This window comes from Sorangium sp. So ce1335 (assembly GCF_051521615.1).
In the GTDB taxonomy this organism is placed as follows: domain Bacteria; phylum Myxococcota_A; class Polyangia; order Polyangiales; family Polyangiaceae; genus Sorangium.
In genome coordinates this window covers 9,609,597-9,629,173 of sequence record NZ_CP150363.1, presented here as the reverse complement: position 1 = coordinate 9,629,173, position 19,577 = coordinate 9,609,597, and the positions used below count along the sequence as shown (strand labels likewise).

At 72.4% G+C, this 19,577-nt stretch carries 15 protein-coding genes and 1 pseudogene; 4 read left to right on the top strand and 12 right to left on the bottom strand.

The features are described from left to right. Window positions 1-106 precede the first annotated feature (106 nt). Together WMF24_RS35860 and WMF24_RS35855 are read right to left on the bottom strand one after the other, a co-directional pair. Window positions 107-1,063, bottom strand: a complete 957-nt coding sequence (locus WMF24_RS35860; protein WP_437738891.1) for a pyridoxamine 5'-phosphate oxidase family protein — start codon at window positions 1,061-1,063, stop codon at window positions 107-109. A gap of 201 nt (window positions 1,064-1,264) precedes the next feature. Next, window positions 1,265-1,894: a glutathione S-transferase family protein gene (locus WMF24_RS35855; protein ID WP_437731952.1), complete on the bottom strand. Its 630-nt coding sequence runs from the start codon at window positions 1,892-1,894 to the stop codon at window positions 1,265-1,267. 149 nt (window positions 1,895-2,043) lie between these two features. On the opposite strand from WMF24_RS35855, the gene WMF24_RS35850 reads away from it, so the two are divergent. After that, the gene (locus WMF24_RS35850) at window positions 2,044-2,943 is read left to right on the top strand and encodes a LysR family transcriptional regulator (RefSeq protein ID WP_437731951.1); all 900 of its coding nucleotides are present in this window, start codon (window positions 2,044-2,046) and stop codon (window positions 2,941-2,943) included. Window positions 2,944-2,979: 36 nt separating this feature from the next. On the opposite strand, the gene WMF24_RS35845 is transcribed toward WMF24_RS35850, so the two are convergent. From WMF24_RS35845 to WMF24_RS35830, 4 genes and pseudogenes are all read right to left on the bottom strand, one after another. Further along, the gene (locus tag WMF24_RS35845) at window positions 2,980-4,863 is read right to left on the bottom strand and encodes a PAS domain-containing protein (protein WP_437731950.1); all 1,884 of its coding nucleotides are present in this window, start codon (window positions 4,861-4,863) and stop codon (window positions 2,980-2,982) included. Between the two features lie 98 nt (window positions 4,864-4,961). Next, window positions 4,962-5,747: an ABC transporter permease gene (locus tag WMF24_RS35840; RefSeq protein ID WP_437738890.1), complete on the bottom strand. Its 786-nt coding sequence runs from the start codon at window positions 5,745-5,747 to the stop codon at window positions 4,962-4,964. A 5-nt stretch (window positions 5,748-5,752) separates the two neighbouring features. Beyond that, on the bottom strand, window positions 5,753-6,559 hold the full coding sequence (locus WMF24_RS35835; RefSeq protein ID WP_437731949.1) for an ABC transporter permease: 807 nt from the start codon (window positions 6,557-6,559) through the stop codon (window positions 5,753-5,755). Further along, window positions 6,556-7,458, bottom strand: a pseudogene (locus WMF24_RS35830) (ABC transporter ATP-binding protein); the annotation flags it as partial. The gene WMF24_RS35835 and the pseudogene WMF24_RS35830, both read right to left, overlap by 4 nt. A gap of 256 nt (window positions 7,459-7,714) precedes the next feature. On the opposite strand from WMF24_RS35830, the gene WMF24_RS35825 reads away from it, so the two are divergent. After that, on the top strand, window positions 7,715-10,105 hold the full coding sequence (locus WMF24_RS35825) for a protein kinase domain-containing protein (protein ID WP_437731948.1): 2,391 nt from the start codon (window positions 7,715-7,717) through the stop codon (window positions 10,103-10,105). 188 nt (window positions 10,106-10,293) lie between these two features. Here the strand turns inward: WMF24_RS35825 and WMF24_RS35820 are convergent, their stop codons facing one another. Then, the gene (locus tag WMF24_RS35820; RefSeq protein WP_437731947.1) at window positions 10,294-11,478 is read right to left on the bottom strand and encodes an FIST C-terminal domain-containing protein; all 1,185 of its coding nucleotides are present in this window, start codon (window positions 11,476-11,478) and stop codon (window positions 10,294-10,296) included. A 133-nt stretch (window positions 11,479-11,611) separates the two neighbouring features. Between WMF24_RS35820 and WMF24_RS35815 the strand changes: the two genes are divergently transcribed. Both WMF24_RS35815 and WMF24_RS35810 read left to right on the top strand, forming a co-directional pair. Next, window positions 11,612-12,367, top strand: a complete 756-nt coding sequence (locus WMF24_RS35815; RefSeq protein WP_437731946.1) for a PP2C family protein-serine/threonine phosphatase — start codon at window positions 11,612-11,614, stop codon at window positions 12,365-12,367. 32 nt (window positions 12,368-12,399) lie between these two features. Beyond that, window positions 12,400-12,663 (top strand): hypothetical protein, encoded by a 264-nt coding sequence (locus WMF24_RS35810; protein ID WP_061607276.1) that lies wholly within the window; start codon window positions 12,400-12,402, stop codon window positions 12,661-12,663. Window positions 12,664-12,804: 141 nt separating this feature from the next. Here WMF24_RS35810 and WMF24_RS35805 read toward each other — a convergent pair whose 3' ends face one another. From WMF24_RS35805 to WMF24_RS35785, 5 genes are all read right to left on the bottom strand, one after another. Continuing rightward, window positions 12,805-14,862, bottom strand: a complete 2,058-nt coding sequence (locus WMF24_RS35805) for a PrkA family serine protein kinase (RefSeq protein WP_437731945.1) — start codon at window positions 14,860-14,862, stop codon at window positions 12,805-12,807. Between the two features lie 507 nt (window positions 14,863-15,369). Further along, entirely contained in the window at window positions 15,370-16,575 is a 1,206-nt protein-coding gene (locus WMF24_RS35800; protein ID WP_437731944.1) for a YcbK family protein, read from the bottom strand. A gap of 151 nt (window positions 16,576-16,726) precedes the next feature. Then, complete coding sequence (locus tag WMF24_RS35795) at window positions 16,727-17,716, bottom strand: L-threonylcarbamoyladenylate synthase (RefSeq protein ID WP_437731943.1); 990 nt, start codon at window positions 17,714-17,716, stop codon at window positions 16,727-16,729. A gap of 302 nt (window positions 17,717-18,018) precedes the next feature. Then, on the bottom strand, window positions 18,019-19,044 hold the full coding sequence (locus WMF24_RS35790; protein ID WP_437731942.1) for a hypothetical protein: 1,026 nt from the start codon (window positions 19,042-19,044) through the stop codon (window positions 18,019-18,021). Then, complete coding sequence (locus WMF24_RS35785; protein WP_437731941.1) at window positions 19,041-19,424, bottom strand: hypothetical protein; 384 nt, start codon at window positions 19,422-19,424, stop codon at window positions 19,041-19,043. Before WMF24_RS35785 ends, WMF24_RS35790 begins: the two co-directional genes overlap by 4 nt. Window positions 19,425-19,577 lie beyond the last annotated feature (153 nt).

Below are 19,577 nucleotides of genomic sequence, written 5' to 3'. Positions count from 1 at the left end.
ACTCCCCTGGCGGGCCGCGCCTCCGGGCCATGGCGCGCGGCGCGGCTCGCCGGGGCGCGGCCTCGCCGGGGCGCGGCCTCGCGCCACCGCCCCAGGAGGCCGCGGCTCAGGCCGCCGTCGCGCGCTCCACGTCGTCCCACGTTCCGGTCGACGCGAGCTGCGGCGCGGCCACCGGCGCCGACCAGCGCAGCGGCACCGCGTCCTCGATCCAGACGCCCTCGGCAACGTGGAACCGGACGAGCCGCTGGGCGCCGGCGAAGGCCGCGAGCTCCGGGCCGTCCCAGAGGACCTCGGCCTCTCCGGTGAGCGACAGCAGCCCGCCGGAGGCGAAGTCGACGAAGAGCACGCCGGCGCGCGGGTTCAGCGCCAGGTTGCCGAGCGTGTTGAACGAGGAGTTGCCGGCGAAATCCGGCGAGGTCAGGACGGTGCGGCCGTCTTCCTCGGCGACGCGGACGAAGCCGGGCCTGCCGCCCCGGTGGGAGACGTCGGCCCCCTCGATGGCGTCGCCGCCGCGCGCCGCCGGCGCGGCGGTCGCGATGAAGAACGTGTCCGCGCCGCGGACCAGCGCCGCCGCGCCGGCGGACAGGGCCGGCCCCTCGGCCCGCGCCGGACGCGGCGCGGCGGCCTCCGGCGCCCTCACGAACACCGGCTCCCGCGCCTGGATGTACTGCGGGCAGTTGCCGAAGCTCTGCCCGACCTCCACGACGAACCCGCCGTCGCCGGCCTCGACGATCGTGCCGTTCACCCGGTTTCGACGGCGGGTCTCGAGCTGGATGCCGAGGAGCCCGACGGGCGCGCCGGCCACGAGGTGCGCGCCCAGCGGGTCGCCGGCGCCGGGGCGCGCGCTCACCGCGAGCGTCCGCGGATCCGGGGACGCGACGAACCCCGGCCGGCCCGCGAGGATCGAGGCCCAGGGCCGGCGCTGCGCGTCGAGGCCCCCGACGAGCAGGAACGGCAGCCTCGTGAACAGCTCGCGGTGCTGGTCGGGCATGAAGTCCCGGATGACCCGGCGCCCGGCCTTCTCGGCCCGCTCCCGCGCGCCGGCGCGCGCCTGCACGGCCATCTCGCCCGGGTGGTAGGGCGAGCCGCCGCCGGGCCAGCCGGGCAGGGGGGGCACGGGGGACTTCGTCACGGGGGACCTGGACGATGACTCCTGCGTCATGAGATCTCTCCGCGGAGGTGGTCTCGCGATCCACATCGGGCTCTGCTCCACAGCGGTGTCCGCCGGGCCGGATCGCGGCGACCCGGCGGGCTCCCGCGCTCGTCAGGCCGGGACCGGCGTCCGCTGCATGGGCACGAACCCGGGCAGATCCTCGACGCGGGCGAGCCACGCGCGCACGTTGCCGTACGGGTCGAGCGACACGCCGCCCTCGGGCGCGTGCGCCGTGTACGTGTAGATCGCGACGTCCGCGATCGTCGGCGCATCGCCGGCCAGGAAGAGCTGCGTCGCCAGGTGCCTGTCGAGCACGGCGAAGAGCTGGGCCGCGATCCCCTTCGCCTGCTCGTGATCCACCTTGAGGCCGAACACGTTCGCGAGGCGCGCCGTCCCGGGCCCCGAGAAGAGCCGCCCTGCCGCGACCGACAGCCACTGCTCCACGCGCGCCGCGGCCACGGGATCGCGCGGGAGCCAGCGCCCCGACGGGTCGTACCGCAGGGCCAGATAGACGAGGATCGCGTTGCTGTCGGCCAGCGTCACGTCGCCGTCCTCGATCACGGGCACCTGACCGAACGGGTTCTTGCGGAGGAACTCGGGCGTCCTCTGGGCGCCGTTCTTCAGGTCGACGTCGATGCGCTCGAACGGGAGCCGCAGCAGCGAGAGGAACAGCTCAACGCGGTGCGAGTGCCCCGAGAGCGGGTGTCGATAAAGGCGTACAGGGCTGGCAGGGGTGGTCATCGACGTGTCCTTTCGACGGGTGGTCAGAGCGAGGCGGCGCCGGCCGCGTGGGGCCTCCCTCTCGCTCGCCAACCGAAGATGCCCATTCCTGTCGCCAGGGGTAATGGCCGTCCTTGACAAGGGACCGTTGCAAAAACTGAAATAATGGCATGGATCGCCTGGACACCATGCGCGTGTTCGTCGCCGTCGCCGAGGAAGAGGGCTTCGCGCCCGCGGCGCGGAGGCTGTCCATGTCGCCGCCGGCGGTGACGCGGGCCGTCTCGGCGCTCGAGGAGCGGATCGGCACGCGGCTCCTGCACCGCACGACGCGCATCGTCCGCCTGACGGAGGCGGGCGCCCGGTTCCTCGCGGACTGCAAGCGGATCCTCGGCGAGATCGAGGAGGCCGAGGCGTCGGCGGCCGGGTCCCACGCCGAGCTGCGGGGGCAGATCGGGGTGACGGCGCCCGTGATGTTCGGGCGGATGTTCGTCGCGCCGGCCGTCTTCGACTTCCTGGCGCGCCATCCGCAGGTGTCGGCGCGGACGCTGCTCGTCGACCGCGTCGTCGACATGCTCGACGAGGGGCTCGACGTCGCCGTCCGGATAGCCCACCTGCCGGACTCGTCGCTCAGCGCCATCCGCGTCGGCTCGGTCCGGCAGGTGGTCTGCGCGTCGCCGGACTACCTCGCCGCGCGCGGCGCGCCCGAGACCCCGGCCGACCTCGGGCGGCTCGACACGATCGCCTTCTCGCAGGCGGCCTCGCCTGCGGAGTGGTCGTTCCCATCGGGCGCGCGGGTCGAGAAGGTCCTCCCGTCGTCGCAGCTCTTCGTCAACACCGCCGACGTCGCCATCGCGGCGGCCGTGGCCGGGCGGGGGCTCGCGCGGGTGCTCTCCTACCAGGCCGGCCCGGAGCTGCGCGCCGGGCGCCTGCGGATCGTGCTCGCGGCGTTCGAGCCGCCGCCGGTCCCCATCCACGTCGTCCACCCCGAGGGCCGGCGCGCCGCGGCGAGGGTGCGCGCCTTCGTCGATTTCCTTGTCGAGCGGCTCCGATCCGAGACGTGGCTGAGCTGAGCCCGGGGCGCGCTCACCTCCCGTCGGCGCGCGCGATCACCCCTCCCGCTCCGACGGCGGCGCCGGCGCGTCGTCCTCGTCCTCGCGGTGCGCCCGCCGCCTGCGCCGCCGCCGGACGGTCATCCCGCTCGACTGCATGGCGAAGCGGAGCCCCTCGCGCAGGTTCGAGAGCGTCTTGATGTTCGACAGATCCAGCCCGAGCGACACGACCGTCTGCGCCACCTCGGGCCGGATGCCGACGACGATGCCCTGCGCGCCGAGCATCGCGACGGCGTCGATGAGCCTCAGCACGTGATCGGCCGTGGCCGCGTCCACGGCGCTCACGCCGGTCAGATCGATGATCGCGTGACGGCAGCGGGTCCGCGCCACGGCCTCGAGCAGCACCTCCATCATCTGCTGGGAGCGCTGCTCGTCGAGCACGCCGAGCACCGGCATCGTCAGCACCCCCTTCCACACCTCGATGATCGGCGTCGACAGCGCCCGGATCGCCTCCTGCTGCCGCTCGATGATCTCGAGCCGCTCCTCGAGCATCGCCTGCTGCCGCTTCCGCTCGGTGATGTCCATCGCGCCGCCCGCCATCTGGAACGGCACCCCCTTGTCGTCCCACTCGGCCATGCCGCGGGTGAACACGTCGCGGTACGACCCGTCGTCGCGCCGTATCCGGTACTCGACCTCGAACGGCCGCCGCTGCTCCAGGTGCGCCTTGAGCGCGGCCTGCAGGGCGCTCCGGTCGTCGAGGTGCACGCGCTCGAAGAAGCTCATGAACGACCCGCCCCACGCCTCGCGGCGGACGCCCACCAGCTCGAGGAGGCGGTCGCTCCACTCGACCGTGTCCTCGCGGATGTTCCAGAACCAGACCCCCTCGTTCGACGCCTCCGCGAAGAGCCGGTAGCGCGCCTCGCTCCGCCGCAGGGCGGCCTCGGCCTTCCGCACGTCGGCCACGTCGACGCTGCCGCCGATCCAGCGCACGATGTTCCCCGCCCGGTCGCGCTGCGGCAGCGCGCTGGCCACGTGCTCCCGGTAGGTCTGGTCGCGCGCGCGCCACAGGCGAAACTCCGTGTGGTACGGCTGCCCCGTCTCCAGGCTCAGGGTCCACGCCGCGACCGTCTTCTGGACGTCGTCCGGGTGCAGCACCGCGAGCCAGCCCTCGCCGAGCATCTGCGCCTCCGTACGGTCGAAGTAGTCGAGGACGAACCGGTTCACGAAGTCCAGCCGGCCGTCCGGGCGCGCGGTCCACACCTGGAACGGCATGGCGTCCCCGAAGACCCGGAGCTGCGTGTCCAGCTCGCCGGCCAGCGCGCCCTGCGGGGCCGCCTGGTCGGCGGCCAGGCGCACGCGGCTCGGCGGGGGCGCGTCGCGCGCGCCCGGCTCGGCGCCGGCGAGCCCGAGCGCGCGCGCGAGCGGCCCTTCCAGGTCGACGGTGCGCTCGGCGCGGCTGTCGGCGAGCCGGTCGCGCACGAGGCGGAGCAGCTCTCTCCGGACCTCCTCCTCGATGCGGCCGCGCAGGAAGTCCCTCGCGCCTGCCTGCGGCTCCGCGAACAGGATCGACTCCGCGGCCGGCTCCGCGACGTCGAGGAAGATCCCGAGCGGCGCGCACGGCCTCGGCGTGATCCGCAGCGAGACCGTCGCGCCGAGCGCATGCACCGCGACCTCGTCCTCGCCGGCCGTCTCCACCCTGACCGTCAGCGCGAGCTGGATCGCGACGTCGAACGCGCCGCTCGTGCCGCGCGTCACCGCCGCGTCGCCGGGCTGAACCTCCAGCGAGAGGCGCGACACCTTCCCGAGGACCTTGAGCTCCCGCTCCTCGCGGCACGCGACCGGGACGAGGGCCGTCGCCCGGCGGCGGATCAGGTCCTCCGTCATCACGAGATCGACGATGCTCCGGCCTAGCTCCTCGAGCGTGAGCCCTCCGTTCTCCACCTTGTCTCCTTCCCCGATGCTCGCTCACCCTCCTCGCGCCGGGAGGTCAAGATCCGCGAGCCTATCGCGCGGCGCCGCCCGCCGGAAGCCCGCGGCGCTCAGCTCGAGGCCGACGTGTACCGCCCTATCGCCCGTTTCCACACCGCGCGGGCCACGGCGCCGAACGCGAGCGCGCCGAGCGCCGCGGCGGCGGCCGTGCGCGGGGCGATGGTGCCGAGCATCGCCTCCGCCGGGTAGGTGGTCATCAGCGCGAGCGGGACGACGACGGTGAAGGCGACGCGCCAGAAGCCCTTGAACAGGGTGACCGGCCAGCGCGCGAAATCGAACAGGGAGTTGAAGAGGTACGCCAGGTTGTCGAGCCGCACGACCCAGAACGCGGCGGAGATCACGAGGATGCAGATCGAGTACAGCACGAGCGTCGCCGTCACGAGCAGGCCGAGCGAGAGCGCCATGTCGGCGGGCGCGGGGGCGCGGCCCATCTGCGCGAAGGCGTAGACGAAGATCGCCGCCGCGGCGAAGCCGTCCACGACCTTGCGGATCTCGAAGCGGGCGGTGGAGACGAGGAACTGCGCGTCGGCCGGCTTGAGCAGCGTGAAGTCGAGCGTGCCCTTGCGGATCTGGTCGACGACGCTGATGAGCGACGGGTTCACGGCCCCCTCGAGGATGCCCTTGAGCAGCGTGAACCACCCGACGACGACGAGCGCCCGCTCGTACGTCCAGCCCGCGATGGGCGGCCGGCCCACGAGCGCGATGTGGAGCGGGACGAGCCCGACGAGCGTCCAGACCACGGTCATCACCGCGCCGAGCAGGAAATCCCACCGGTACTGCATCCCGAGCGCGATCGACACCCGTAGCTGCGTCGCGAGCAACCGGAGGTACCGCACGCCGCTCACCCGCCGAAGGCCGCGAACCGCCGGACCCCCGCGCGCCACGCGACGAGCGCCGCGGCGGCGGTGCCTGCCGCGAAGGCCCACTGGATGCCGAGCTCGGTGAGCGCGCGGCCCGGGTCGAGGAGGCCCGTGATGAGCTCGACAGGGAAGGCCAGGCTGTACCGGAACGGCAGGGCCCGCGCGATGTCGCCGAGCCACGGGGGGAACAGCTCGATCGGGACGAGATAGCCGGCGAGGATCATGAAGGCCGCGAGGTAGACGTCGAACACGGCGGTCGAGCTCTCGATCACGAACGCCAGCGAGCCGATCAGCGCCATCGTGAAGAAGTTGATCGCCCAGGCGCCGACGAGCGAGGCTGCCCAGATCCCGAGCTCGAAGGCCGTCGGCTGGAACCGCTCGCCCGAGGTCGCGGCGAGCGCGATGATCGCGATCGGCAAGCAGAGCATCGCCCGCAGCGGCAGCGCCGCGAGGTTGTCGGCGGCGTAGGAGACGAGCGGGTGGATCGGCCTGAGCAGGCGCTGGGAGAGCGCGCCGGTCTTGATCTCCATGTTCAGCTCCCAGACGAGCCACGAGCCGGTCATCTGCCGGACGATGAGGATGGCCAGGAAATACGCGGTGAAGTCGCTCGCCCCGAAGCGGCCCACCGGGGCGCTCTCGGCCACCGCCGACCAGAGCGCGAGGCTCACGAGCGGCATCGTCGTCGTGAGCATCCAGATCAGCATCTCGGCCCGGTACGCGAGCGCTGCAGCGACCCCGACGCGGAGCAGCGTCGGGAACGCGCGGGCCGCCCTCGACAGCGCGCTCACGACGCGCCCCCGCCCGCCGGCTCCCCCGCGGCGCCCCCCGCCTCGCCCGCCACCCCGTCGCCCGCGAAGAGCTCGCGCATCACCTCCTCCAGGGGAGGGTCCTCGACCGTGAGATCCGCGATGTCCGTCTGGCCGAGCAGCCACGACATCGCGTCGCGCAGCGCCTCCTGGCGCACCTGCAGCACCGCGCGCCCCGGCTCGAGCAGGACGATCGCGCCGACCCGCTCGAGGACCTCCCTGTCGACGGCGCCCCCGAGGCGCAGCGCGATCCGCTTGTGCGGGCGCACGCTGCGGACGAGCGTGGCGAGGTCGCCGTCGTAGCGCAGCTTACCCTTGTCGATGACGATGACCCGCGGGCAGAGCGCCGCCACGTCGTCCATGTAATGGGACGTGAGCACGATCGTGGCCCGCCGCTGCTCGTTGTAGCGGCGCACGAACTCGCGGACGCTGAGCTGCATCGCCACGTCGAGCCCGATCGTCGGCTCGTCGAGGAACAGGACCTCCGGCCGGTGCAGCAGCGCGGCCGCGAGCTCGCACTTCATGCGCTCGCCGAGCGAGAGCTGCCGCGTCGGCTTGGAGGCGATCGCGGCGATCCCGAGCAGGTCTTCCAGCTCACCCATCGTCTGCCGGAACTCCGCGTCGCCGATCCCGTAGATGGCGCGGTTCAGGGCGAAGGTCTCGGCGGGCGGAAGGTCCCAGAGCAGCTGCTGCTTCTGGCCCATCACGAGGGTGATCCGCTTCAGGAAATCGGCCTCGCGGTGCTGCGGCACGAAGCCGGCCACCCGGACGCGTCCGCCCGACGGGTGGAGCAGGCCGGCGAGCACCTTCAGCGTCGTCGTCTTGCCGGCGCCGTTCGGGCCCAGGAAGCCGACGCGCTCGCCTGGCGCGATCGAGAACGAGAGGTCCTCGACCGCGTGGACGAGCCGGTAGCGGCGCCGGAAGACCGACCGCACCGTGGCGGCGAAGCCGGCGGCGCGTTCGTGGACCTGGTACGTCTTGGAGAGCGACTCCACCGCGATGGCGCTCGACGCCTCTGCCATGGGCGGCGGAGACTAGCACCTCCGCGCCGGTGCTCCCGCGACGAGCGGTGCTCGCCCGGCCGATCCTGCGCTAGCCTCACGAGGGCGGGGGGCGACGGTCGCCCGGGATTCCCCTATGCCGCAGAGCTTCAAGGACGAAACGCTTCAAGACCTCTCGCACGCGGCGAGCGGCACCCGGGAGGTGCTCGAGCCGAGGGACGCGGCGGAGACCGGCCCGCGGCAGGTCCTCGCCGACCGGTACGAGCTCCTCGGGCTCGTCGGCGTCGGCGGCATGGGCAGCGTGTACCGCGCGCGCGACCTGGAGCTCGAGGAGGTCGTCGCGGTCAAGGTGCTGCGCCGCGAGCTCAGCGGCGCCCCCGAGGTGATCGAGCGGTTCCGGCGCGAGGTGCGCCTCTCGCGCAAGGTGACGCACCCGAACGTCGCGCGCGTCTTCGACATCGGCGAGCACGACGGCGACCGGTTCCTCACGATGGAGTTCGTCGACGGCGAGGCGCTCTCCGGGCTGATCGCGCGCGAGCGGCGGCTCGGCGTGAGCCGCGCCCTCGACATCGCCGAGAGCGTCTGCGCCGGGCTCGGGGCCGCGCACAGGGCCGGCGTCATCCACCGCGACCTCAAGCCGGACAACGTGCTGCTCGGGCGCGACGGGCGCGTCGTCCTGACCGACTTCGGCATCGCGCGCGCGCTCGCGTCGAGCGGCGAGGCGGGCAAGACGCTCGGCGCCGTCCTCGGGACGCCGGCGTACATGGCGCCCGAGCAGGTGCAGGGCGCCGCCGACATCGACGCGCGCGCCGACCTCTACGCGCTCGGCGCGATGCTCTACGAGATGCTCACGGGCGAGCGCGCGTGGCAGGGCGACGCGCCGCTCGCCGTCGCCGCCGCGCGGCTCCTCTCCGACCCGCCGGACCCGCGGCACCGGCGCGCCGACCTGCCCGACGCGCTCGCGCGCGTCGTGCTCCGCTGCATGGCGCGCGACCGCAACGACCGGTACGCGTCGGTCGAGCTCGTCGCGCAGGAGCTCGCCTCGCTCACGCGCCCGGCCACGGTCGTCCCCCCGGCGATCACGCCGCCGCACGAGCGGCCGTCGATCTCCGGCGTGCTCTCCGGGACGGGCGAGGGCGGCAAGAGCGTCGCGGTCCTCCCGTTCACGAACCAGGGCTCCCCCGCCGACGCGTACCTGGCCGAGGAGCTGACCGACGACCTCATCGACACGCTCTCGATGACCCCGGGCCTGCGGGTGAGGCCGCGCGTCGCGATGGCGCGGTGGCAGGGCGGCGACGCCGATCCGCGCGAGATCGGGCGCGAGCTCGGCGTGCAGGTGGTCGTCGGCGGCTCGGTGCGGCGGCGCGACGGCACGGTGCGGATCAGCGCGCGGCTGCTCTGCGTCACCGACGGGTTCCAGCTCTGGGCGAAGCGCTTCGACCGCCCCGAGGCCGAGGTCCTGCGGATCAACGACGAGGTGGCCGAGGCGGTGGCCGAGGCGCTCACCCTCGCCGGCGCCGCCCCGAGCCGCGCGGCGCCGAGCGATCAGGTCGCGCTCGACCTGTTCCTGCGCGGCCGCCACGAGTACCGGAGGTTCTGGCCGGAGCACCAGGAGCGCGCGATCGCGCTCTTCGAGCAGGCGCTCGCGCGCGAGCCCGACGACCCGATGATCCTGTCGGCCTACGCGCTCGCGCGCTCCCGCTTCTGGTTCTTCACCGACAAGGGCGGCGACCTCGCCACGCAGGCGGCGGCGCGCGCCGTGTCCGTCGCGCCCGGGCTCCCGGACGCGCGGCTCGCGATGGCGTCGGTGAAGTTCCAGCGCCTCGACGTCGTCGGGGCGATGCGCGAGCTCAAGGCCGCGCTCGCGACGCGCGCCGGGCACGCCGAGGCGGAGGGCCTCATCGGCACCATCCTCCTCGAGTGCGACGCCATCGAGGACGGCGTGCGGCGCGCGCGGTCGGCGCTCTCGCGCGATCCGGACGTGGCGCTCGCGGCGTACGCGCTGGCGCGCGCGTACTCGCTCCTCGGCAGGTGGTCGGAGGCCGAGGACGTGACCCGGGTGCTCCCGTCGACGGGCAGCGGCTCGGGGCGCGCGGTCCTCTACATCCGGCGCGCGCTCTGGCAGCGGGATCCGAGGGTCGTCGAGGAGCTCGCGAACAAGCGCGTGAGCGAGGCGTTCCCGGGCATCTCCGCGCCGTTCGCGCAGATCGCCGCCGAGGTCCTGGACGGCCGGCTCCTCGACGTCGGTCCCGCGCCGCCGTCGGCCCCTGGCGCGCCGCCGGTCACGGCGCTGCGCCGCACGTCGTTCCTGTGGCAGATCCAGGCCGAGTTCGCCGCCTTCCTCGGCAACGCGGAGCTCGCGCTGGCCGCGCTCGAGCGCTCGCTGGCCGACGGCCTCTTCGATCTGAGCTGGCTCGATCGCTGCCCCGCCCTCGAGCCCCTGCGCGGCGACCCGCGCTTCAAGGCCATCCTGGCCGAGGTGGAGCGGCGCGCCGCCGCCGTCGTCGCGGTGTACCACGAGCGCTGACGCGCCCGCCGGCGCGCGGGGCGATCAGCTCGGCGCGCGGGCGGTCAGCTCGCGGGGCGCTCGCGCCTGCGCCGCAGAGGGTCGAACCGCCAGGACACCAAGAACGCCAAGGGCGCAAAATTATTGAGATTTCTTGGCGTCCTTGGCACCTTGGCGGTTCCCCAGGTCCCGCACTACCGGCGGGGCGATCAGCTCGGCGCGCGGAAGAGCGCGAGCACGCCGGTGTAGAGGGCGAGCCGGACCTCGCCCGGCGCCCAGGGGGCGATCTCGAAGCTCGAGTGCATGCCCGCGATCGGCAGGTCGGCGAAGCGCTGGCGCAGGAGGCGCGCCTCCACGTCGGGCGCGCCGTACAGGCCCTGGCCGCGCCCGGCGCAGCTCAGGTAGAGCGCGAACCGCGGCGCCGACCCGAGCGCGCTCCGGGACACCTGCCGCGCGATCCCCTCGAGCCCGGCGCGGGCGGCCGCGGCGTCGCGCACGGCGAAGGCGATCCGCACGCCGGGCCGCGCCTCGTCGCCGATCAGCAGCCCGCGCCGCGACGGATCGATCCCGCGGATCGGCCGCAGCACGTAACGCACGGAAGCGGCGGCCCCGGGCTCCCCCGGCTCCGCGGCCTCGCCGCCCGGCCCCGCGGCGCCGGCGCGCGGCGGATCGGCCAGCGCGGCGAGGACGAGCGGCTGCGCGCTGGCCTGCTCGCCGAGCGTCGCGGTCGCGGCGGAGAGCAGGTCGAGCGCCGTGCGCCCGCCGGCGCGCAGCACGACGCCGCCGCTCGCCTCCTCGACGGGGTGGAAGGCGGAGAGCAGCCTGGCGGCGGGCGAGGCGTCGACGATCGGCGGCGCGAGCCCCGTGATGGCGAGGCCCGCCACGGCGCCCTCGAGCAGCTCGCCCTGCGGCGTGACGCCGACGGCCGACCCGGCCGCCGTCCCGGCCCCGAACAGGCACACGCCCGGCGCGGAGGCGCCGAGCCCCTCGATCACCCCCGGCGCGAGCGCCCCGGGGCGGGCGAACACGATGGCCGTCGCGGAGCGGCCGCCGGCGGAGCGGGCGAGCGCCTCGCGCAGCAGGCGGCCCGGGTCCTCGGCGCGCTCGGGCAGCGCGAACGGCGTGACCCGCCCGCCCGACCAGAGAACGCCGCTCGCGGCGGTGTCCCCCTCGAGCTCGCCGCGCTCGCTGAGCACGCCCGCGGCCGGCACGACGCAGGCCGGGACGCCGCGCCAGGTGCTCCTGATGAGCTCGGCGACGCTCGAGGCGCGCTGGGCGAGCTGGCCGGAGACGAAGACGACGCCGCCGGAGGCCGACGGGACAGCGCTGCGCAGCTCGGCCAGGTGGTGGACCAGGCCATCCGGCCCACAGGTCGCGGAGAAGCTTCGTGCCATGGCTGGCCTGTCCATCCTAACCGAGCCGTCGCCCACTCGACAGGCCCCGCCGAAGAAGTTTATCGTGCGACAGTTGCGCCGACGCCTCGGGACTTTCCCCACGGGGCGGCGATCGAAGGACCGGGCAAGCTCGATGAGGATCCAATCATTTGGCCGCACCGACGTCGGGCGCCACCGGCGCGCCAATGAGGATGCTTTCTTCCGGGACGACGAGCTCCGCCTCTACATCGTCGCGGACGGCATGGGCGGGCACGCGGCCGGCGAGGTCGCGAGCGCCGAGGCGGTCGAGACGATCTACGGCATGGTGAAGCGGGGGCTGCCCGCCATCGGCGATCCCGACGAGCCGCTGACGCAGCCCAAGGCGCGCGCGGTGCTGCGCATCCTCGAGGGGGCGATCCAGGCGGCGACGTACATGGTCTTCGCGATCGCCGAGCTCGATCGCGACAAGAGCGGCATGGGCACGACCATCAGCGCGGCGCTCATCGTCGGCGGCGCGCTCGTGACGGGCCAGGTGGGCGACAGCCGCATCTACCAGGTCCGCAACGGGACCGCGGTGCAGATGACCGAGGATCACACGCTCATCGCCTGGCAGATCAAGAATGGGCTCATCTCCCCGGACGAGGCGAAGAGCTCGCCCCACCGCAACGTGATCACGCGCGCGGTGGGCAACAGGGACTACGTCGAGGTGGACACCTCGATCGTCGCGGTGGAGCCGGGCGATCGATACCTGCTCTGCTCCGACGGGCTGCACGGCTACCTGCACGCCGAGGAGGAGATCGCGAGCATCGCCTCGAAGGGCGGCGACACGGCGGTCGACCTCTTCATCGAGCTCGCGAACCGTCGCGGGGGGCGGGACAACATCACCGCGGTGCTCGTCGAGGTGGGCTGAGCGCCCGCGCCAAAGTCGGCTAGGCTGCCGGCATGGCGTTGAAGGACAAACTGGTCTCCGAGGGGATGAAGCTCGCCGCGAACCCGAACGTGGCGAAGCTGATGCAGGACGAGCGGTTCATGCGGCTGTTCATGACGGCGATGAGCGTGCCGGGCCGGGTCTCGTCGTTCACGGCGGAGCAGAAGGAGACGTTCGCCAAGGCGATGGGCCTGGCGACCGCCGAGGAGGTCCGCGATCTCAAGCGCACGGTGGCCTCGCTCGAGCGCGAGATCGCGCGGCTCCGGCGGGAGGGGTGATCCCCGCGCGGTGACGGCGCGGCCACCCCGCGCCGCGCTGCTGAGAGGCAGGCGGCAGGGAGGGGGCGGCGGTAGGGAGGGGGGAGCGGTAGCGAGGGGCGCGGCGGGGGGCCGCGCCCTGGTTGACGGCGGGGGCGGCGGCTACTTCGTGTCGCCGCGCGCGTAGATGCTGGCCACGTAGTCGAGCACGTCGCGCGCCGAGACCTCGTTGTACCCGAAGTACTTGATCATCCGGGTCTTGATGATGTCGATCTTCTCCTGCGTCTCCTTGTCGATGACGCTCGACACGAGGGTCTGGAGCTTGATCGCGTCCTTCTGGTCCTCGAACAGCTTCAGCTCGAGGGCGCGGCGCAGCCGGTCGTTCGTGTGCCACTCGAACTTCTTGCCGTCGACCGCGAGCGCGCCGATGTAGTTCATGATCTCGCGGCGGAAGTCGTCCTTGCGGTTCTCGGGGATGTCGATCTTCTCCTCGATCGAGCGCATGAGCCGCTCGTCCGGCTCGACGTCCTCGCGGGTGAAGCGGTCCTTCACCTTCTCCTTCAGGGTGTAGGCCTTGATGGAGTCGATGTAGTTCGCCGCGAGCTTCTGGATCGCGTCCTCGTCGGCGCTGATCGCCCGCTGCACCTCGTTCTTGACGATCTCCTCGTACTCGCGCTTCACCATCCCGATGCACTCGCCGTAGCGCTTGCGCTGCTCGTCGTTCGTGATGAGCGAGTGGTGGCGCAGGCCCTTCTCGAGCTCGCTCATGACCATGAAGGGGTTGATCGTCCCCTCGCCGAGGTCGTTCACGAGCGCGTTCGAGATCTTGTCCTGCACGTAGCGGGGGCTGATGCCCTCCATGCCCTCGCGCGACGCCTCCTTGCGGAGCTCCTTCACGGTGTCCTGCGTGTAGCCGGGCAGGACCTTGCCGTCGTAGAGCTTCATCTTCTGCACGAGCGACAGGTTGTGCTTCTTCGGGTCCTCGAGCCGGGTGAGCGTCGCCCACATCGCGGCGACCTCGAGCGTGTGCGGGGCGATGTGCTTGCCGCGGATCTTCTCCTTGTTGAAGTCCTTCTCGTAGATCCGGATCTCCTCCGACACCTTGGTGATGTACGGGATGTCGATCTTGATCGTGCGGTCGCGGAGCGCCTCCATGAACTCGTTGTTCAGGAGCTTCTTGTACTCGGCCTCGTTCGTGTGGCCGATGATCACCTCGTCGATGTCCGTCTGGGCGAACTTCTTCGGCTTGATCTTGTGCTCCTGCGACGCGCCGAGCAGGTCGTAGAGGAAGGCGACGTCGAGCTTCAGGACCTCGATGAACTCGACGATGCCGCGGTTGGCGATGTTGAACTCGCCGTCGAAGTTGAAGGCGCGCGGGTCCGAGTCCGAGCCGTACTCGGCGATCTTGCGGTAGTTGATGTCGCCGGTGAGCTCGGTCGAGTCCTGGTTCTTCTCGTCCTTCGGCTGGAAGGTGCCGATGCCGACGCGGTCCTTCTCGCTGAGCACGAGGCGGCGGACGCGCACGTGCTGCATCACCTTCGACCAGTCGCCGCCGTACTTGTCCATCAGGCGGTTGAAGATGAAGCGGCACGCCGGGTCGAGCTCGCCCTCGACGCGGACCTGGAACTGCGGGCTGGACAGGCTGAGCTCCCGGAAGGCCTTCTCGCGCCAGGACGGCGGGATGAGGCGCAGCGGCTCCTCGTGCATCGGGCACTTGAAGCGGGAGCTCTCCGTCCCGGCCATGCCGACGTCGTCGAGGTTCACCCAGTCGAACGTGTAGAGCGCGCCGTCGGGCGTGGTCGAGTAGTGCTCGATGCCCTTCTTGAGGAGCCGGGCGATCGTCGACTTGGACGAGCCGACCGGGCCGTGCAGCAGGATGACGCGCTTCTCGGGGCCGAACCCCTCGGAGGCCGCCCGGAGCACATGGACCAGGCGCATGAGGGGGATGTCGAGCCCGTACACGGCGTCGGCGCCGCCGTGCATCTCGTCCTTGAAGAAGTTGTACCGGACGAGCTTCTTCTTGTTGTCCGTGTACTCCTCGATGCCGTAGCGGATGATCATGTCGTACGCCCGCTGGAACGCGTTGCGCGTCACCTGCGGGTTCTGGCGCACGACCTGGAGGTACTCTTCGAACGTGCCCTCCCACGCGAGATCGCGGTAGAGCGCGAAGTCCTGAAGCGCCGCGATCTTGTCAACCATCCCTGTCCGCAACTCGCCCATTTCGCACCTTTTTCTCCGGGGCGACCGCGGGGCGGCCATGGCCGCCGGAGGTGCGCGAGCGGCGCTCGGCTCGCCGAGCTCCGCCCTCGTCTTGCGCCGCGCGCCCAGGGGGAAGACAAGCTTAACACCGATCCCAGAACTGCAAGCTCGCCGCGCCCTGGAGCGTCCTCCATCCGGAACGATCGGGAACGGCCGCGCGCTGCGGCGCCTCCCGGGGCTGGCGCGCTGCGGGGCGCGCCGGGGCTGGCGCGCTGCGGGGCGTCCCGGGGCTGGCGCGCTGAGGGCGTTCCGGAGCCGGCGCGCGCTGCGGGGCGTTCCGGAGCCGGCGCGCGCTGCGGGGTGTTTCCGGGATCTCGCGCGCGCTGCGGGGGTTCCGGAGCCGGCGCGCGCTGCGGGGTGTTTCCGGGACCTCTCGCGCGCTGCGGGGCGTCCCGGAGCTGGCGCGCGCCCGCGAGGTGCGCCGGTGGGGTCGGGAGGAGGTGCGAGGGCGCCTGCGGGCGGGCGACGTCAGCGACGGGCGGGCGCGCTGGAGGGCGCTCCGCGGGCACCCGAGGGGAGCGCTCCGCTCTCGACGACGCCGGGCCAGGAGTCGACGTACTCCGAGGGCTCGCCGGGCCTCGAGATGTCGATCCAGAACACGCGGCCGGTGCCGGGCCGGCGCACGTCGACGTGAACGAACTTGCTGTTCGGGTAGAACCCGCAGCCGACGTCGTCGAGCGTGCGACAGAGCTGGAACAGCGCCGCGTTCGGCACCCCCGTGACGAGGATGTCCATGGCGCGCCCCTCGGCGTGCTGGCTGTGGTGGCCGCCCTTGCCGCGCGCCGCCGGCCCTTCGCCGGGCGGGCGCGGCCGGTACCCGCTGAAGATGTGGATGCCGCGGCGCGGGAAGGCGTCGGCGATCTGCTGGAGGACCCAGAGCAGGCGCGGGTGGACGAGGCGGACCTGGGGCACCCACTCGAGCGCCCGCTGCCAGGTGTCGGCGTCGGGCTCATCGGGGAGCACCTCGCCCGGGTCCGGCGCCTCGGGGGGGCGGGCCATGATCGACAGGCGATCGAGCGCGCCGGGCGCGACGGAGCCGTCGCAGCGCACGAGCTCGAAGGCGTCGTGCTGGCCGCCGTACCGGGCGAACGTGACGGGCCCTCGGCGGCAGCGCCAGTCCGGCAGCGGCTTCTTCGGCGGGTCCCAGATCAGGTCGAAGCCGTTCGACGAGAGGCTCGGCCCCGTGGTCGCGAGCAGCGGCGTCCCGGCGATCGGATCGAACGGGCGGAGCCACGCCGGGGGGGCCGGGTCGATGTGGAGGGGGGCGGGCGGCTCGAACGGCTCGAACGGCGAGAAGGGGGAGAAGGGTGCGTGTGCGTTCGCGAAGACCGAGGTCGCGGGGGCTGCGGCGGCGAGCCCGTGTTCGCCGAGCGCGTCCGCGGCGTCCGGGCGCGCGCCGCCCCAGGCGAGCTGCCACCAGGGCTGGTGCTGCCACTTGCCGTAGGCGCTGCTCATGTAGAGCCGGAGCGGGCCGGGGCGCTCGACGGCCGCGTTGCGGAAGGCGCGGAGGAGCGGCAGCTCCGGGGCGACCGTCTCGTCCAGGTTGAAGGTCGCGCGCCGCGGCGGCTCGTCGAGGAGGCTCGCGTCGGCGCCCGGCGCGGCGGCGATGAGCGCGGCGGCGAGGCCGACGGCGGCGGTGAGGCTCTGGACGGCGGCGCGGGACGGTGCCGGCATGGGGTCGACGGAACGGACGAGGCGGACGAGGGGGAAGGTGGCTCACCCGGCGGGCGGGCGACCCTGATTTGCCACAAACCGCCCGTCCGGGGGATGAAAACACACCTCGGCCCGAACGGGGCGCCGTTCGAGGCTGCGTCGAGGCTCCCGATCAGGCGGGCGCGGACGCGCGCGTCAGCCGGTCGCGCACCGCGTCCCAGGCCGGACCCTCGGGGACGGCGGCGATGACGATCACGTCGCAGCCGGCGTCCTCGAGGCGGTGCAGGGCGGCGTAGAGCGCCGCCGCGTAGCCGGCGGGATCCGCCGGGATCAGCTCGGCGTGCGGCCCGGGCGCGGTGCGGCTGCCGTGCTCGATGGCGCCGGCGCGCGACCCGGCCTGCGCGGCGCGCTCGACCTCGTAGCGGACTGCTGCCGCGGGGACGAGCGCGACGCGCGCGCGCGGGGCGTAGTGGCGCGCGTGCGTCCCCGGGGACGGCGCGCGCTCGCCCGGGGCGGTGATCACGCTGGCGGTCGTCTGGAGCGGCACGAGGGCGGCGATCGCGTCGGCGGCCACGTGCCCCGGTCGGAGCAGCCGCGCGGGCGAGCGCGTGACGTCGACGATCGTCGACTCGATGCCGACCGCGGTGGGCCCGCCGTCGACGATCGCGTCGATGCGCCCGCCGAGGCTCTTCTCGACGTGGTCGGCGGTGGTCGGCGAGATCGCGGTGGAGCGGTTGGCGCTCGGCGCGGCGATCGGCAGCCCGACCGCCTCCAGCAGCGCGCGCGCGACCGGGTGCACGGGCACGCGGATCGCGACCGTGGGCCCGCCGGCGGCCACCTCGTCGGCGACGCGGTCGGGGCGGCGCGCGACGATCAGGGTGAGGGGCCCTGGCCACATCGCCTGCGCGAGCCGCTCCGCGTCTGCCGGCCAGCTCGCCGCGAGCGCCCGGGCGGACGCGACGTCGGGCACGTGGACGATCAGCGGGTTGCCTGGCGGTCTGCCCTTCGCCTCGAAGATGCCGCGCGCCGCGCGCGCGTCGTCCGCGCGCGCGCCGAGCCCGTACACCGTCTCGGTGGGGAAGGCGACGAGCCCTCCCCGGCGGAGGATCTCGGCAGCCCGTGCGATGGAGGCCGCGTCCGCGGCGAGCCGCTCGGTTCGCATGCGCCGCGCTCCATGTTGCCCGAGCGCGCGGGAGGCAAACGAAAAGCGATGGGGCGGTCACGGGGCGGTCCGGAGGGCCTCGCCGCGCTGGCGGCGCAGCCGCGCTCGCCGAGCCGCGACGGTGGCCATGAGCCGCGGCGATCGCTGAGCACGCCGGCGAGCGCGGTATCGTCATGCCATGGTCAAGCGAGATCGTCGCGGCGCAGCGGATTTCTGGGCGAGGACTCTGTTTGCCGACCCAATGGTTGACGAACACTCGACCCGAGGGTGTTCCGTTGTCAGCGGACGGTTCGGACTGGCCGTCACAACCGAGCTAGCCGTCCATCATCGAGTACCACCCATGGAGATGACGTCGAATACGCCTCGGTCCCGGCAATCGGCAGGCTTGGTGCATCCGCGAGCCGATCGAGTCCTTCTCGGAGCTTCATGCCACGATCGGTGAGCCGATAGACCAGCGATAGCATCGGGTAGCCATCAGCCGGTTTCGGTCCCGTCGTGCGCTCCACGATCGCACTCGAATCGTGATCTGCCCATTGCTCCAGCCGGCGTGGTAGGAACAGATCGCCCGTGCAGTAGAGGAGCTCCCACAACTCGGCGACCAGCTGCGACTTGTGGCTGCACACGGCCAACGGAGTCTGCCACTCCGTCGACAGAAGAGTCAGTACAATCTCGTCGAATCGACTGAGGCGTAGGGCTCCTCTTGTGCTCCTCCTTGGAAAGAAGGAAGAGAGCAGCGCCCACAATGGGGCGAGCTCTGGAAACCCTTTGACGCCACGTGTGCACCTTTCGACGAAAGGCAACGGATTCGTATCGACGTACCTCTCCCAGAGGCGGACGGCACGATCGTAGCGTTCACGTGGCCAGGGGCGCGCCTTGTCGAGGCGCTCCAGAAGAACCTCGTCAGGATGATCGGACACCGATGCGGAGCAGTCGAACGGAGGCATCGGCTCCTCGGGGATCCGTGAGCGGTGTACTGGATCAAGATCGACGATCAAGACATCATGGCGGGCGATCCCCAGGCGACGCAACCAGCTACAGGCCCTCCAGAGGTTGAGTCGCTCGTGGAGACTCGATGATGCCCACAAGACAACGGGCAGATCCCAGCGGATATCCGATGAATAGAGCCGGTCCCATTCTTCGGACGAAGACCACCATGCCTCGCGCGTCCGGGCATGTTCCATGGTATCCAGCCGACTCGGTCCGATGATAAGGCAGTCGGACGCACGCACCGCATTGCCCGCGCCGAGTCGTGCCAGGCGCTCTGTTGTCGGTGTGTCGAAGGCAACATGCGTTGCGTCCCGAATGATCTGCGGGATCGTCGTGTTCATTCAAAACCACACCGGTAGCACTCGTCGTACGTGTATCGCTTCTTGAGCTGACAATCGCGCCGACAGATCGCGCAAAGAGATTTGCCGCCGTCGATGACGCGCGTGCATGGATAGCCTTTGTCCTCGCAGTCGACGTACATGTCTGTGCATGTCTTGTCTGGCGTGCAACCTGCCATCTCCTCCGTGGCGCCGCTCCCCACGTCGCCACCGTTTCCGAACCGGTCCCCCGTAGCTGCTGACCCCGGTGGGGAGGGTTCTCCGGCCCCTGTGCCTTCCGTCCCCCGAAGATAGCACTCACCCAGGTCGTAGTTGCACGCCCACACCGTGAGGCCGAGAGGAATAAGAACAGGGATCGCCTTCATTTTCAGCCTGTGGTGCATGCCCATCCTCCAAGTCATTCCGATGCGCGGGCGGAGAGGCGGCGCCAAGTGTGGCATGGGATGCCTATTAGGTCCGTGCGGCCATCGTTCCGGGAGCGGGCCCAGTATTGGCCGTCGATGTTCACCTGGCGGGGCCGCGCTGCCGTGCCGGGC

Excerpts from the sequence above, each read along its gene's own strand:
- WMF24_RS35790 (WP_437731942.1), bottom strand. The coding sequence starts at position 19,044 with ATGAACACGACGATCCCGCAGATCATTCGGGACGCAACGCATGTTGCC.
- WMF24_RS35860 (WP_437738891.1), bottom strand. The coding sequence starts at position 1,063 with ATGGCCGTGCAGGCGCGCGCCGGCGCGCGGGAGCGGGCCGAGAAGGCC.
- WMF24_RS35795 (WP_437731943.1), bottom strand. The coding sequence starts at position 17,716 with ATGCGAACCGAGCGGCTCGCCGCGGACGCGGCCTCCATCGCACGGGCT.
- WMF24_RS35805 (WP_437731945.1), bottom strand. The coding sequence starts at position 14,862 with ATGGGCGAGTTGCGGACAGGGATGGTTGACAAGATCGCGGCGCTTCAG.
- WMF24_RS35800 (WP_437731944.1), bottom strand. The coding sequence starts at position 16,575 with ATGCCGGCACCGTCCCGCGCCGCCGTCCAGAGCCTCACCGCCGCCGTC.
- WMF24_RS35850 (WP_437731951.1), top strand. The coding sequence starts at position 2,044 with ATGGATCGCCTGGACACCATGCGCGTGTTCGTCGCCGTCGCCGAGGAA.
- WMF24_RS35825 (WP_437731948.1), top strand. The coding sequence starts at position 7,715 with ATGCCGCAGAGCTTCAAGGACGAAACGCTTCAAGACCTCTCGCACGCG.
- WMF24_RS35820 (WP_437731947.1), bottom strand. The coding sequence starts at position 11,478 with ATGGCACGAAGCTTCTCCGCGACCTGTGGGCCGGATGGCCTGGTCCAC.
- WMF24_RS35785 (WP_437731941.1), bottom strand. The coding sequence starts at position 19,424 with ATGCACCACAGGCTGAAAATGAAGGCGATCCCTGTTCTTATTCCTCTC.
- WMF24_RS35855 (WP_437731952.1), bottom strand. The coding sequence starts at position 1,894 with ATGACCACCCCTGCCAGCCCTGTACGCCTTTATCGACACCCGCTCTCG.
- WMF24_RS35810 (WP_061607276.1), top strand. The coding sequence starts at position 12,400 with ATGGCGTTGAAGGACAAACTGGTCTCCGAGGGGATGAAGCTCGCCGCG.
- WMF24_RS35815 (WP_437731946.1), top strand. The coding sequence starts at position 11,612 with ATGAGGATCCAATCATTTGGCCGCACCGACGTCGGGCGCCACCGGCGC.